The following is a 13,026-nucleotide window of genomic DNA, read 5'->3' on the forward strand; positions in this document are numbered from 1 at the left end:
ATCTTCTTTTCGCTCGTGCGCACCTGGCAGACTCCGCCGGCGCAACGCTGGCGGTTTCAGCTCAGCAGAGGATTGCCCTGGAGATTCGCTTCCCCGCACGGCCAGGGGCCCTCGGCCAGGGGGCCCAGCGGTGTACGGAATACCAGGACCTCATTGTCCAGGGAGACGACGACGTTGCCTTCGCTCAGCAGCAGCGCCCGTCCCATGACTGCTCGGTTGTCGTCCATGGCGAACAGTTCGTGTCCGGCGAGGTCCCTGTCCACAGCGAGTAGCTTGCCGTCGCGCCAGAACACTGCGGTTCCCTCGCAGTCCATCGCCGGGTCGGACGTGTAGTAGCCGGTCAACTCTGGCCCGTCCACGAGGCTGTTGTCCGGTGCGAGCCGCCGGAAGCGCGATCTCGAAGGCAGGCGGTTTTCGAGCTCGGGGCCGCTGACGCTGGTGTTCTTGTCGACGAGCATGGCCCCGTGGCTAGCCCAGCGTGCGGTTTCGGCGCCGTCGCGGCCGAAGAGGCCAGTCGTGAACGCGCCGTAGCCCTGGGATCCGATCAGGAACTGGCCGAGGCCCGCTATCGCCTTTCGTCCTGTGGGAGCGGGAGAGGTGGCCGACACGGTCTCGCCGCTGTCCAAGTCGAGGAAGAACGTCCGCCCGATGCCGCCCCGTGTGTCGGTGAAGGTGGCCGCGATCCGGTCGGCTGATACGAGCAGTGGCTCCCAGTGGTCTACGCCGATCTCCTCCGGGACCCAAGACTTACGCGGTTGGATCTCCCATCCGGTCCGGTCTCCCATCTCGACCACGCCCGGGAACGACACCGCTCCGAGCATGATCGGCGTGGACCAGAGGCATTCGCCCTCTCGCGTGTACCGGGCCACGCGAGGCTCGGGTACAGACGTGGGCCGGCTTCGTTCCCCACGGACCAGGCCGGAAGTGCTGACCCAGGAAATGACGAACCCGTCGTCGAGGAGGACGAACGCCCCGATCTCGTCATCAAGGCGGTACTCCGTGCGGACGGTGGGGCCGGTGGATCCGTCCGGCAGAACACCTTCCAGAAGCCGGCCGTCACGATCCGGGTAGGCGACCCACAGCGTCCCGTCCGTGGACATACGCGATCGCGGCCTACCTGTCCCGGGGTAGGTCCGCTGCCACGCCACCCTGCCTGAGAGGTCGACCCTCGTGATGACCGTCGCCAGGGGATTCGCACCGTAGCCGGTCACGGTCAGCGGCCCGGAGGGGTCCGCCGTGGCCACGGCCCAGACCTGGCCCGGCAGGGTGAAACGCGATGAGAGGGTCATGCGCCGCATCCTGCCGCATGCTTCCGTGAGCAGCGGTTGGGCCCCGTGCAGCGCCGTCCCACCATGGGGGATCCCGTCACCTGGCCGAGACACCTCGCGGGTCGCCTTCGCCTTCGGCGATAACGATCTCGGGTTCGACTTTCCCGCCGAGGAAGGCCGTGAATGGTACGGGCCATATCGGTGGCAGATCACCGACCAGGGCCTTACCAAGGACGCCATGGAGACCTGTATGCGGGAGCTCACCCTGCGACAGCAACAGCTCAACGCAGCAGCAGCCGCGCACCGAGCCCAGATGAAGAACGAGAATCCGCAGCAGTAGCCGGTAGGCGTAGCGACCGCCCGGCTGCTCCCCGTCCCCCCGGGCCTGCCCGCCGTCACCGACCGGCCCCGCCCGCGCCCGGTCATCCTGGTGCCAACGAAGCGCCGACAGGGGAAACCCCCTGCAGCGGTGCACAGGGGGCCGGATGGTTCGGGTGGGGCGGTGGTGTCACCACCCGTGGATGAAGGCGGCGGCCTCGGCGGCGTTGTCGGCGACTCCGGCGGGCAGCCACTCGCCGGACTCCTGGTCGAGCTCGAAGAGGACGCGGGGGGCGTCGGGGGCGAGATGCGCGGCTCGACCGCGGGCCGCCGGGTCCAAGGGTTCGGCTCGGCGGCGGCCGGTGATCTGTCGGTCGGACTCCCGTCGGCGGTCGCGGCGCTCGGCCCACGCTGCGAGCGGTTCCCTGTCGGCGTCCACGTCGCCCCTCCTATCGCCAGCGGGTCCCGGGCAGCAGGTTTCCGGGGTCGTCCAGCCATGGTGTCTCACCGTCGGGGCCCACGGTAAGGCCGAAGCGGTCCAGGGCGGGGCTGCCTTGGGCTTCCCACCATCCGCAGGCCGCCTCGACGGCGTCCCACAGGTGCCGCGGTCCGTGCTGGTAGACGATGCCCGGCCCGTACTCCTCCGGCCACCGTACGGCCGCCCACGAGTGATCGGTGAGGGAGTACCACCAGGCGGCCGGGGCGCCGTCGGGTTCGGTGTGGGTGGTGTGCGCGACGTGGGGGACGGCGAGGCTGATGGCGTGGTGGGCCTCGGCGAGTTGGTCGGGCTGCACGGCCGTGCCTGTCGAGCCCGGCCACTGCTTCACGTACTTCTCGGCGTCTGGCCACACCGTGCGGTGCGACCGGGCTTTCATGAACTCCACTGCGGTGACGAATGGTCCGGAGGCGGTGCCGTCGGCGTGGACCGTGAGGCGGGCGGCGGCGTCGCGGCTGCTGTAGTGCGTTCCGTACGGGGCGACGATGACGCCGCCGGGCCGGACCTGCTCCACCCATGCGCGCGGGATGCTGCGCACGCCGAACGTGCACAGCAGCCGGTCGTACAAGGCACGGTCGGGGTAGCCGGCGAGGGCGTCGCCGGTGACCGCCTCGGCGTAGAGGCCGAGGGTGCACAGCCGCTCCCGCGCCGCTGCCGACACGGCCGGGTCCACGTCGATGGTGGTGACGTTGGCGGCGCCGCAGCGGTGGGCCAGGAGTGCGGCGGTCTCGCCGGTGCCGGTGCCCGCGTCCAGGACGCGCATCCCGGCATCGGGGTCCAGGGCGGCGAGGAGGCGGAACACCACCGAGGGTTGGGAGCTGGACGAGGTCGGGACCGTGCCCGGATGGTCGCCGCGATGGTCGCCGTCGTCCCACTGGGTGACCACGGACAGGTCGCTGTCGGCATATCCGTACCAGGCGGCCGGATCCGTGCGCCGGTCCACGGTCACAGCGCGGGCGGCAAGGACGTCGCCCGACTGTCGGCGGTCGGTCGGGATGAACGGCCACATGACCGGGGGCAGGAACGCCGCGCGGTCGACGGCGGCGAAGGCGGGCGCCCAGTCGGAGGAGAGGGCGCCGGATTCCATGAGGCAGCGCCCCAGCTCGGTACGGCTGGGGCGCTCCTGGTGTGCGATGACGGTCATGGGTTACCGGTGCTTCCCGCCACCGGAGGGCGTGCTGGTGTCGGGGTTGGACGGGGGCGGCGGGGGCGGGGTGGAGATCGGCGCGGACCCTCCGCCGTGGCTCCCTCCGCCACCTCCGCTGCCGCTCCCTCCGCCGCTCCCGCTCCCGCTGTTCCCGCTGTTGTTGGCCATGGCGGTGCTCCTCTCGGTCGTGCGGTACCGGCAGGGCCGGGTGGCCGGCCGGGGTTGGACGCCCCACGGTCGGGGTGTCGAAGCGTCGGGGGAAGGCCGCTTCGGCAGCAGCCTCGCCGCGGGGCTGTCTCAGGGGTCGGTGATCCGCTCGGCACGGCGTCGGATCACGGTGAGGGTGTCCGGGGCGTCGGTCTCCCACTGGTGGAAGGTGCCGCCGTAGATGGGCCGCAGCACCCACACCGGCACGGGGCCCGGGCCCTTCTCGCGGACGTCCGTGACGATGGCGCCGTGTCCGGCGGCATCTTTGACCTGATCGCCGACCCACGCCCGGGGCCCGCTCACCGTTCGCGGGGGTCGGCCGTCCACTCCCGTCCCGAGCCGTCCGTGGGGCGCATGTGCGCGGTCCGGCCGACCGTCTTGCCGGTGGTCTTGGAGGTGCGGATGAACACGGTGCCGACGGTGCCGGTGCGCTCCGTTGCGGGGTGGATGACCTCCCGCCCCGACAGGTGGTGGTCGTCGTCCTCCCGCACCCACACGTTCGTGTCGTTCTTGATCACGTCCGTGCCTCCTGCCTGTCGGCGTAGGGGTTGGGAGTGTGCCCCGTTGCTAGGCCAGGACGCAGCCCCGGGGGGATGTGCTGTGGGTAGTCAACCGGTGACAGGCAAGGCAAGGCGTGGGCTGTGCCGGACTTTCAGGCGGACTTTTCTCCCCCGGTGTGGCTGAAAGTCCGGGCCGGGTGGCTCTACCGTGCGAGGAGAGGTCACACCACGGAACGCGAAGGGGCGCCATGTCCGAACCGGCGGAGGAGCCAAGAGCGTTCGCGGACCTGGTCGACGGTTTCGGGTGGCGCAGCCCCAAGCAGTTCGTCCGCGTGTACGCGGCCGTCGCGGCCCGCATCGGTGAACGCGAGGACGTCACCGACCGGCAGATCCGCCGGTGGAGAGCGCCGGCACCGCCGTGCCCGCAGCCGGGCCGTCAGCGGGTCTTAGAAGCGATGCTCGGTGTGCCCCTGGAACAGGCCGGCTTCCGGGTTCCTGAGCACCGCCGCAACGCCGTCACCGCGCCCGTGGCGGTACTGGACCCGATCCCCGAACTCCGCGAAAGGCCCGACCCGATGCAGGACCGCCGCACCATCCTGGCCGCCGCGGGCGGCATCGCCCTCGGCGCAACCGGGATAGGAGCGGCGCCCGCCACCGCGTACGACGCGCCCCGCATCGGCACGGACACCGTGACCGACCTGCGCCGTGGCCTCGCCTCCCTGTACGGGCTCGACGACAGGTTCGGCGGCGCCACGGTCGGCCCGCTCGCCGCCGCCCACCTCTCCCGCGTGCGACGCCTGATCGACACCGGGTCCTACCCCGAGACGATCGGCCGTCAGCTGCGGCTCATCTCCGGCGAGACCGCCGAACACGTCGGATGGCTCGCCTTCGACGCAGGCGACCACGCGCGCGCCCGCTTGTACTGGACGCAGGCCCGCGAGACGGCAGCCGAACTGCGTGACGACTCCCTCGGCGTCCTGGTCCTCGCCTCCATGGCGCTGCTGGAGCTGCGGGAGAAACAGCCCCGGCCCGCGCTGGACCACGCCCGGCGGGCCGCCGAGCTCGCCGCGCCGTGGGCGCCACCGTCGCTGCTGTCCATCCTCGCCACTCGGGAGGCTCGGGCTTTGGCGATGCTGGGCGACTCGGCGTCGGCCCGCTCCACGCTGGCGAACGCGGCCCGCCTGTACGAGAAAGACCGCGGCTCCCGGCCGGCACCCGACTGGACGCTGTTCCACGGCCCCGCCGAACTCGCCTCGGCACAGGCCGAACTGTTCACGGCAGCCGGGCATCACCGCGCCGCCGTGTCGTGGCTGCGCCGCTCCCTGGAACGGCAGGAAGCCACCTACGCCCGCAACGAAGCGTTGCAGCGGGCCGGACTCGCCGGGGCGCTCGCCCGGTCGGGAGACGCCGACGAGGCGGCACACCACCTCGAGCAGGGCGAGGCCCTGCTCACCGAAGTGTCCTCGGGGCGGGCGCGGGAATCGCTGGCCGTGGCCCGCCGCGAGCTGGACCGTGTCCGCCCCACCCGATGAGGAGCCCCGTGGAATACACCACCATCACAGACACCGTCACCGCCCGGCGGGAGCTGGACGACCTCGCCCCCGTCTATGAAGCCGTGTTCGCCGAGCCCCCGTACAACGAGGGACCACGGGACGTCGCCGAGTTCCTGGAGCGCTACCAGCGCGAGCACAAGACCCCGGCTTCCGGCTGGTCCTGGCCCGCAACGGCGGCGAGCTCGCCGGGTTCGCCTACGGCCTCCCCTCGCCTCCACCACCGGATGGTGGTCCGGATTCCTGGACACCGACCTACCCGAGGAGTTCACTCGCGAGGACGGGCGCCGCACCTTCGTCGTGATGGAACTCGCCGTGCTCGCCGACCGGCGCGGCCAAGGTATCGGCCGGGCCCTGCACACCGCCCTGCTGGACGGAGTCACCGCCGAGCGGGTCACCCTCACCGTCCGCCCCGAAGCGCCGGCCGCCGCCTGGTACGAGCACCTGGGCTACCAGCTGGTGGGGCTCACTCAGCCATGGGACGGCGCGCCGGTGTACCGATCCGTGATCAAGCCGCTGCGGCCCTAATAGATCACGCCTCCTGCTTCCTGCGGCACGAGAAGTGCTCGGGCAGCCCTTCGGGTCCCGGAAGGCTTGCGGGCTGACCGCAGCCGAAGCGGCAGAGCGGGATCGCTTGACCTGACGCGTCGACCGGAACCCTGGCGGCCTCGGTTTCCCGGGGGCGGGACTCAAGGACGATCGCGCGGCTGCCACGTCTCTGCTTCGGTTCAGCCCGCACCTCCGAAGCCGGACGGTCCTCGGTGCACCTGTCGCGCCGGTCCCCCTGTCGTACGGATGGCTGGCGCTCCTTGTCGTCCAGGGCGGGCCCGTTCGCCTCGAGGTACTGCTGCCACTGCTGTGCGGGGAGCCAACCGTGGTGGCCGCCCCGCTGGAACGGGATCCGCTCACCGGCCGCAGCTTCCACGATGAACCGGGTGAGGGTCAGGCTGCCTTCCCCTGTGTAGGTGCTCGACTGATGGGCGGGCACGAGGACGCGGTGCCAGCCCCCGCAGTACCCGGAGTCGGTGGGGTTCTCCGGGTCGTAGGGCTTCTCAGGGCATCGGGTGAGCGCGCCGTTTGGACTGCACTTGCCCTCCTCCAGGACGAAGTTGCCGTCCTGAACCGCGATGGGGTTCTTCTGCACGCGGATGACGGAGGCCGGCAGGTTGGGCGTGCGGACGTATGGGACGGTGCCGACAGCTGCGTGGTCGGGGTCGGCGAAGTCCCAGACCGACTGGATACCGCCGCGGCGCCGGAACCCCTCCCGTGCACGCATTCCGCGGGCTGTCTGGGGGCTCAGCTGAGGCTCGTAGCCCAGGACGATGCCGTTGGCGCCGTTGATGCGTACATCGAGGCGCGCGTGCCCGTCCGCGGCCGGCGACTCGATGTCGGCGTGGAAGCCGTGATCTTCGGAGTCCTTCGCGACGCGTTCCTTGCGGGCGAGATGCTCGTCAGACTCATGGCTGATGGGCTTCTCCCCGGGTTTCCGGTAGTGGGAGGCAAGCAATACGCCGTCGCGCTGGACGAGGTACATGGGGACGCGCCGGCCCCGGAGGTCCCGGCAGTCGGGGCAGATGAGCCCGCGCTTCTCGACGGGGACACGTCCTCGCATGCGCAGGAGCACGTTCAGGAGGTCTTGGCCTTGCGGGACGCCGAGGTCGGCGCGGTCAAGGTCGAGGTTGCGGCCGGCCGGTTCGTAGTAGACGGGGTTACGGAAGAGGTCTTCGTCGCTGTCGGTCTGAAGGTCGTCGTCCATTGGTACTCCCCGCAGCCGCCACGAGTAGGACTCACAACGCTACGGGGAGGGTCTGACAATCAGGGCTGAACTGCGGAAACAGGGTGCACTGAGAGACACAGGGGGCAGTGGGCCTACAGCGGGACAGGTCCGCACAGCTCGCAGCGCTTCCTCCGGAGCCTCCTGCTGTCGGTGAGAGTCAGGCTTCGGCGCCAATGGCCAGGCGGGCCGCCTTCTTGGCTGCCTCTACACGCCGCTGCACCTTGGTGATCTCAGCCTCGATGGCTTCTGCCTGCTTCCCTGCCTACGGAGCGGGCGTGAAAGTGGCAGCGGGACGGCCGGAGTTCCTTGACGGCGCCGAGATCCGGGTCCGCAGGCCCTCAGCCGGCCGCAAAGCGCTGGACCGCATCGGGGTCAGGCTGCGGGCTCGTAGACGACCGTAGTGTCCGGGCAGTCCTCCGCGACCCCGAGCAGCGCCTGGCGCTCGGCATCATCGGCGGCCAGGTCCCACCGCAGCTTCGTCGCGGTCCACTGGGCGGCGTACTCGCAGTGGTACCCACCGGCCGGGGGAAGCCACTGCGCCGGGTCCTTGTCCGCCTTGGACCGGTTCGACTTCGCAGTGACCGCGATCAGCGTCAGCGGGGACGCCTGGTCGTTCGCGTACGCCTCACGCCGGGCCGCGTCCCACGCGAAGCCGCCCGAGTCGTGGACTTCGGCCAAAGGCACGAAATGGTCCACATCGAGACCCGCGGAGTCTGTCACGACGACGTCGTCGTAGGGGCTCAGCCACGATCCGCCCGACATCTTGCAGCCCGCAGCGACCTGCGGAGCCTCGACGGCCTCGGACAGGATGACCTCCCTGCGGGTGTCACACCCGTCGGAGGTGTTGAGGCCGCGGTTCCAGTGCTTGTACAGACTCCGCGTGTAGCCCTCCCGCTGCTCCTCGGCGACCGGGATCCGGTCGACAGCCTCGAACAACGGCAGCGGCGCCCGCACACCGGGCACACCGGAAACACCTGCCACCGCAGCAGAGGCGGGCGCGGCGGGCGGGCGGTGGCCGGCATGGGAAGCGGGGGCGGCGGCGAGCAGGGGCAGGGCCGCGAGAGCGAGCGCGGGCAGACCACGCCACATCAGGTTCTTGATCACATGGCAGGGTGTAGCGCGCCCAGCCGATACCTGAACATGGCGCGGGCAGCCAACTCACCCAAGTGGGCGGCTCAATTCACCGGCGAAACGATCTTCCACCCGCCTGGCCTTTGGGAGTCACCCGGCGGCCGCAGTCGGCCCGGCCCCGAACCTCGGCACGTCCTCCAGCCCCACGTCCAGGCGCAGCCGCTTGAACCGCATCGCGTGACGCCACACGCCCCCCAGTCCACCGCCCGGTCTGCACTGACCTCCGCCACCAGATCCGGGCGGACCAGGCGCACATCCAGGACGTCACGGCTCCCCCACGTCGAGGTGAACCGCACCCCCTCGAAGGGGTGCCCGGGGCCGGCCGCCGCCAGATGTTCGCCGACCTGCCGGGACACCTCCGGGCGCAGCGGGACGGTTCGGCCCACCGCGCGCAGTCGGCCGTCCTGGTCGTGGCGGCCCAGGACGAGCAGCCCGGGGCGGGACAGGGTGCCGGTGACGGCGCCGATGATCGCCTCGGTGCTGTCACGTCTTCTGATCTTGTACCAGGCTCTCGATCCGGGGAGGTAGCGCTGGTTCGTTCCCTTCACCAGGATCCCCTCCACCCCAGAGACGTCGGTCCATGCCTCCAGCCACTCCCTGGCCTTGGCGATGTCGGTGGTCATCGGGCACAGGGTCCACGGCGCGCTCAGCTGGTGGGTGTCGAAGAGGTCGAGGATCCGCCGGCGCTCGTGATAGGGACGGGTGAGGAGTTCTGTGCCTCTTGCTGGAGGACGTTCGAAGGCGATGAAAAAGGCCGGGGTCTTCGCGGCCAGTGCGGCGGCAGTACGGCCGCGGGCGGCGGCCCGGCGCTGGAGCGCTTCGAAGGACAGGCGTCCGGCTGCGGTGTCCCAGACGACGAGCTCGCCATCGAGGACCAGGCCGTCCGGCAGTTGCTCGGCGGCCGCGACCAGGTCGGGGAATCGGTCCTGGACCAGGGAGCCGCGCCGGGTCTGCAAAAGCAGGCGGCCGCCGGGGCCGGTGGGGGTGAAGAGGATCGCGCGGTGGCCGTCAAACTTCTACTCCGCCGCGAAGCCGCTCGCCAGGACGCCGGAGCCGGGGACGTATTCGGCGGCCTGAGCGAGCATCGGCTCGAAGGGCGGGGTGAGAACCACTCGGGATGGCCTCCTTACCGGCGCTCCGGGCCTGGCACCCGACAGCCTTCCCCAGCCAGGCATGTATGCCGCGTGGATAGGGCCAGAGGGCTCTGCCGAGTCAGGCTCCGGGGTGGGCCGGCTTCTGCTGCGCCTCCACAAGCCGGGCCCGGCACTCCTGGCAGAGCGGATTCCCACCGACCCCATATCGGCAGCATGTTCGATGGCTTCTCTGCACTGCACTCGACTGGGAAGGGGGTGGGGAATCTCATGAACGGCACTGGTCCTGTAGGGCACGCGTGTCGTTGCAGAATCGACTGCTCCGGCTGGTCACCCTGTGATCGTGGATGAGCACCCCCTACAGTCACGGACGAGACCCGCCGCTTCCGTGGGCAGCGGCGAAGATTTGCGGTGGCGGCCCTGATGACTCTCGGGCTGCTCGCGTCCGCGGCGGTGCTGTTTCACGTAGGCACGACGGACGCGTTCAACGCGCTGACGTTCGGCGGACGGCTCGTTGGTGTCGCTTTCATCGCAGCAGCGCTGGTGGAGGTGATCGCCGCCTTAGCGGTGTGCGACTACTGGGGAAAACGAGCCGTGCGGTACTCGGGCGCGGCTGTCCTCATCGGCGTCGGGACCGTGACCGTAACGGACTTGATGTTCCTGATCACACAGTTCGAGGGCCATGACTACACCCCATTCATCTGGCTGTGGATCGGACTGCTGCTCTGGATGGGCTGGGCCTCTTGGGTCCTGGCCCGGCAGCGGGTCTGGCGGGGAATCCCGCATCCCAAGAGCATCGCCCTGAGCGTGATGGTGTCCGGCGTTGTCGGAGCCGCGAGTCTCTCCTATTCGCAGATGTACGTGCCCTACGTGACTCCTGTGACCGTCCCCTTCACCGTGTCGTTCGGCGCTCCCACGATGAGTGCGGACGGGACCTCGCTCCACCTTCCGGCGCATGTGGAACTCCGGAATTCCAGCTCGGTGCGGATCTACGTTGTGGGCACCCTGTGGACTGTCACGGGAAACCCGACCATCTTCGACCCTCAAGGCAAGGGGATGGACGAGTGGAAGCGTGACATGTGGGAACACGGCAGCACGCTCACACATGTGCGCTACAGCCCCTCGCGGCTGATGGGAGCGGGGGAATTCGTAACACCGGGGTCCCCCATCGAGCCAGGCGAGGCTGACTCCGTCGATAAAAACGTGGACGTACCCCTGCGCTCGGGACTGAGCCGCGTCACCATCTCAGCGACGATCTCTTACATCAGGGCCGACCGGGTCAGGCTGCCCGTGAACAGCTACATGCAGACGATCGAAGCGTCCTGGGACACAGCCTCCCGGCAGCAGAAGCACCAGTGGGACGCGCCCGAATGGGTGGCTGAGAGCGGAGATGAGGTCTACCGGCACTACTCGACGATCAGCCACTCAAGTGAAATGGCGAATCTAACTCACACCATGGACTACGTCACCGCTTGGTGGACGATCCCGAAATGGCACGAAGGACGCCTCTACGCAAAAGAGAACACCAACCCATATCTGTCGGTATCCATCACAAGCGACGCGGACGGCGAGGAGCACATCAGCGAACAGGAGGCGGAATCGTACGGCATCGCGATCGACAGGGCCGAAACCGAGCGCCCCATCGAGGAGCTGTTGAAGGCCGCGCGGAAGTAGCAACGGTCCCGCAGCTTCTTTCTCCCCGCCCCTCACGTCACGTCACCTGCCCCCGGCTCGTCCCTTGCCGGGCTTACTGATCGTTTCAGAATGCGTTGTGATGGCTGGGGTACAGGCGCGGCCTGGAGTGCGCCATCCACGCGGTCGCGCCGAGGACTGACACAGGCATGCGGTCGCCTGGCATTGATATGTCAGCGGCACTCGCTATCGTCCAGGCCATGACCTCAAGTGATCAACTGCTCGACCTGATCCAGGCCACTCCGGAGATCGATCTGCTGCTGCGGTCATCGTTCGGCTTCGACATCCACCGGAAGCACTATGGCGATGGCTTCAGGCTCGCCTCGGGTGCGCCGCTGGAGGTGATCGCCGGGGAGTCTGCTGGTGGGGCGTACTTCCTGTGCGCTGAGCAGAACGGCCGCCGGCCCGTGGTGTTCGCGAGTTCCGAAGGTGAGGGCGGGCTGCTCGGCGATGACCTGGCCGAGGCGTTGGAGGTCATCATCGGGCTGGAGTGGCGGGACTGCCTCTCTTTCTCGGGCGGTGGCGATGTGGAGGTCATGCAGATCTCCGCTCAACACCTTGAACGGTCCCGTGACAAGCACAACCCGGACATCGACAACGAATCTGCCCAGGTGGCCGCGGCACTGTCGCTACGTGTCGTCCCTGTCGCTGACCTCGTCATCCGGTTGCACGCAGCCGCCTCGAAGACCGAACCGGACTATGTCGTGATCGACGACGACGGGCAGGCGTTCGACCAACCGTTCGGCGAGCACGTTGAACCTCGCCACGGCGGCTGGCGCTGAACCCGACCGGCCGCTGACGCCAATCGCATCGACACCGGCATCTCGGCCGACATCTGACAATGCGTCGGGCAGAGTCTCCTAGGTGTCTGCCGACCTTGTTCCCGACGATCTCTGGGAACGCATAGCTCCGCTCCTCCCAACCCGGCCTCCCCGACGCCACCCCGGCCGACTGCCGATATCGGACCGCACTGCACTGGCCGGCATCATCTACGTACTACGCAAGGGCGTGGCCTGGCGCGATGTGCCCATCCAGGTCGTTGGCTGTTCAGGGGTGACCGCCTGGCGTCGGCTCCGGGAGTGGACTGAGGCCGGTGTCTGGCACCGCTTGCACGAGGTCCTTCTCGCCGAGCTGCGAGCCGCGGGTCTCCTGGAGATGGACGACTCGGCGATCGACGGCTCACACGTCCGGGCGCTCAAAGGGGGCTCACACCGGACCCTCCCCGGTCGACCGGGGAAAGACGGGCAGCAAGCATCACCTGATCGTCGACCGCCGCGGAACCCCGCTCGCCGTCACGCTGACCGGCGGTAATCGACACGATGTCACACAGCTCCTACCGCTTCTGGACGCGATCCCACCGATCCGGGGCTTGCGCGGACGCCCACGCACACGGCCACGCCGACTGTTCGCCGACCGAGGCTACGACTTCGACAAGTACCGCCGCCTGCTTTGGAAGCGCAGGATCAAGCCGGTCATCGCACGTCGCGGCGTCGCCCACGGCTCAAGGCTGGGCAAGACCCGCTGGGTGGTCGAGCGGACCTTCGCCTGGCTCCACCAGTTCAAGCGCCTGCGTATCCGCTACGAGATACGCGCTGACCTCCACCAAGGCCTGCTTCAACTCGCCTGCAGCATCATCTGCTTGAGGCGGCTCAGAACATCATTCTGAAACGATCAGTAAGGCTGGGCGTAGAGGCTGGTCCATTCCTGGGCCGTCGCCTCGAAGCGCTTCATCTCGTTGGCGTCCTCGCCAGCCGGGCGGGCGGTCACGTAGACGAGGGTGCCGCCGTCGTACAGGCCCACCCCGGCCCAGTGGAGGGCGAGGTCGGCCAGGCTGAGGGTGCGGGCGGAG

Annotated in this window: 15 protein-coding genes; 6 read left to right on the forward strand and 9 right to left on the reverse strand. The window is 69.2% G+C overall.

All coding sequences use genetic code 11. The annotated features are described in order from the left end of the window. Positions 1 to 56: 56 nt before the first annotated feature. Positions 57 to 1,244, reverse strand: coding sequence for a hypothetical protein (locus JIW86_RS01380; RefSeq protein ID WP_257552123.1), 1,188 nt, complete (start codon positions 1,242 to 1,244; stop codon positions 57 to 59). Positions 1,245 to 1,287: 43 nt separating this feature from the next. Here JIW86_RS01380 and JIW86_RS01385 point away from each other — a divergent pair, with 43 nt between their 5' ends. Next, entirely contained in the window at positions 1,288 to 1,608 is a 321-nt protein-coding gene (locus JIW86_RS01385) for a hypothetical protein (protein ID WP_257552124.1), read from the forward strand. A gap of 168 nt (positions 1,609 to 1,776) precedes the next feature. Here the strand turns inward: JIW86_RS01385 and JIW86_RS01390 are convergent, their stop codons facing one another. From JIW86_RS01390 to JIW86_RS01405, 4 genes are all read right to left on the reverse strand, one after another. After that, positions 1,777 to 2,025, reverse strand: a complete 249-nt coding sequence (locus tag JIW86_RS01390) for a DUF6087 family protein (protein WP_257552125.1) — start codon at positions 2,023 to 2,025, stop codon at positions 1,777 to 1,779. 10 nt (positions 2,026 to 2,035) lie between these two features. Next, positions 2,036 to 3,226: a methyltransferase domain-containing protein gene (locus JIW86_RS01395; protein ID WP_257552126.1), complete on the reverse strand. Its 1,191-nt coding sequence runs from the start codon at positions 3,224 to 3,226 to the stop codon at positions 2,036 to 2,038. A gap of 300 nt (positions 3,227 to 3,526) precedes the next feature. Continuing rightward, entirely contained in the window at positions 3,527 to 3,739 is a 213-nt protein-coding gene (locus tag JIW86_RS01400; protein ID WP_257552127.1) for a hypothetical protein, read from the reverse strand. After that, complete coding sequence (locus JIW86_RS01405) at positions 3,736 to 3,954, reverse strand: hypothetical protein (protein WP_257552128.1); 219 nt, start codon at positions 3,952 to 3,954, stop codon at positions 3,736 to 3,738. Before JIW86_RS01405 ends, JIW86_RS01400 begins: the two co-directional genes overlap by 4 nt. Before the next feature lie 230 nt (positions 3,955 to 4,184). On the opposite strand from JIW86_RS01405, the gene JIW86_RS01410 reads away from it, so the two are divergent. Together JIW86_RS01410 and JIW86_RS01415 are read left to right on the forward strand one after the other, a co-directional pair. After that, positions 4,185 to 5,468: a tetratricopeptide repeat protein gene (locus JIW86_RS01410; RefSeq protein ID WP_257552129.1), complete on the forward strand. Its 1,284-nt coding sequence runs from the start codon at positions 4,185 to 4,187 to the stop codon at positions 5,466 to 5,468. Between the two features lie 321 nt (positions 5,469 to 5,789). Beyond that, a complete protein-coding gene (locus JIW86_RS01415; protein WP_257552130.1) occupies positions 5,790 to 6,014 on the forward strand; it encodes a GNAT family N-acetyltransferase in 225 nt (74 codons plus the stop codon). 4 nt (positions 6,015 to 6,018) lie between these two features. On the opposite strand, the gene JIW86_RS01420 is transcribed toward JIW86_RS01415, so the two are convergent. From JIW86_RS01420 to JIW86_RS01430, 3 genes are all read right to left on the reverse strand, one after another. Continuing rightward, on the reverse strand, positions 6,019 to 7,242 hold the full coding sequence (locus JIW86_RS01420; RefSeq protein ID WP_257552131.1) for a hypothetical protein: 1,224 nt from the start codon (positions 7,240 to 7,242) through the stop codon (positions 6,019 to 6,021). Between the two features lie 393 nt (positions 7,243 to 7,635). Continuing rightward, the gene (locus JIW86_RS01425; RefSeq protein WP_257559185.1) at positions 7,636 to 8,352 is read right to left on the reverse strand and encodes an HNH endonuclease family protein; all 717 of its coding nucleotides are present in this window, start codon (positions 8,350 to 8,352) and stop codon (positions 7,636 to 7,638) included. 86 nt (positions 8,353 to 8,438) lie between these two features. After that, positions 8,439 to 9,350 (reverse strand): ATP-dependent DNA ligase, encoded by a 912-nt coding sequence (locus JIW86_RS01430; RefSeq protein ID WP_257552132.1) that lies wholly within the window; start codon positions 9,348 to 9,350, stop codon positions 8,439 to 8,441. A 546-nt stretch (positions 9,351 to 9,896) separates the two neighbouring features. On the opposite strand from JIW86_RS01430, the gene JIW86_RS01435 reads away from it, so the two are divergent. From JIW86_RS01435 to JIW86_RS01445, 3 genes are all read left to right on the forward strand, one after another. Further along, positions 9,897 to 11,159, forward strand: coding sequence for a hypothetical protein (locus tag JIW86_RS01435; protein ID WP_257552133.1), 1,263 nt, complete (start codon positions 9,897 to 9,899; stop codon positions 11,157 to 11,159). Between the two features lie 218 nt (positions 11,160 to 11,377). Continuing rightward, the gene (locus JIW86_RS01440; protein ID WP_257552134.1) at positions 11,378 to 11,959 is read left to right on the forward strand and encodes a hypothetical protein; all 582 of its coding nucleotides are present in this window, start codon (positions 11,378 to 11,380) and stop codon (positions 11,957 to 11,959) included. Positions 11,960 to 12,041: 82 nt separating this feature from the next. Beyond that, positions 12,042 to 12,843, forward strand: a protein-coding gene (locus tag JIW86_RS01445) for an IS5 family transposase (RefSeq protein WP_416237510.1) whose coding sequence is annotated in 2 segments (ribosomal slippage) — positions 12,042 to 12,388 and positions 12,387 to 12,843 — 804 coding nt in all. Because the reading frame shifts where the segments join, the coding sequence is not laid out codon by codon here. Between the two features lie 5 nt (positions 12,844 to 12,848). Here JIW86_RS01445 and JIW86_RS01450 read toward each other — a convergent pair. Continuing rightward, a complete protein-coding gene (locus tag JIW86_RS01450) occupies positions 12,849 to 12,977 on the reverse strand; it encodes a hypothetical protein (RefSeq protein WP_257552136.1) in 129 nt (42 codons plus the stop codon). Between the last annotated feature and the right edge of the window lie 49 nt (positions 12,978 to 13,026).

It is taken from the genome of Streptomyces sp. NBC_00162, from assembly GCF_024611995.1.
GTDB lineage: Bacteria > Actinomycetota > Actinomycetes > Streptomycetales > Streptomycetaceae > Streptomyces.

What these genes read in the sequence shown, in the direction of transcription:
- JIW86_RS01385 (WP_257552124.1), top strand. Translation starts at nt 1,288, where the DNA reads ATGCGCCGCATCCTGCCGCATGCTTCCGTGAGCAGCGGTTGGGCCCCG.
- JIW86_RS01395 (WP_257552126.1), bottom strand. Translation starts at nt 3,226, where the DNA reads ATGACCGTCATCGCACACCAGGAGCGCCCCAGCCGTACCGAGCTGGGG.
- JIW86_RS01410 (WP_257552129.1), top strand. Translation starts at nt 4,185, where the DNA reads ATGTCCGAACCGGCGGAGGAGCCAAGAGCGTTCGCGGACCTGGTCGAC.
- JIW86_RS01415 (WP_257552130.1), top strand. Translation starts at nt 5,790, where the DNA reads ATGGAACTCGCCGTGCTCGCCGACCGGCGCGGCCAAGGTATCGGCCGG.
- JIW86_RS01420 (WP_257552131.1), bottom strand. Translation starts at nt 7,242, where the DNA reads ATGGACGACGACCTTCAGACCGACAGCGACGAAGACCTCTTCCGTAAC.
- JIW86_RS01425 (WP_257559185.1), bottom strand. Translation starts at nt 8,352, where the DNA reads ATGTGGCGTGGTCTGCCCGCGCTCGCTCTCGCGGCCCTGCCCCTGCTC.
- JIW86_RS01440 (WP_257552134.1), top strand. Translation starts at nt 11,378, where the DNA reads ATGACCTCAAGTGATCAACTGCTCGACCTGATCCAGGCCACTCCGGAG.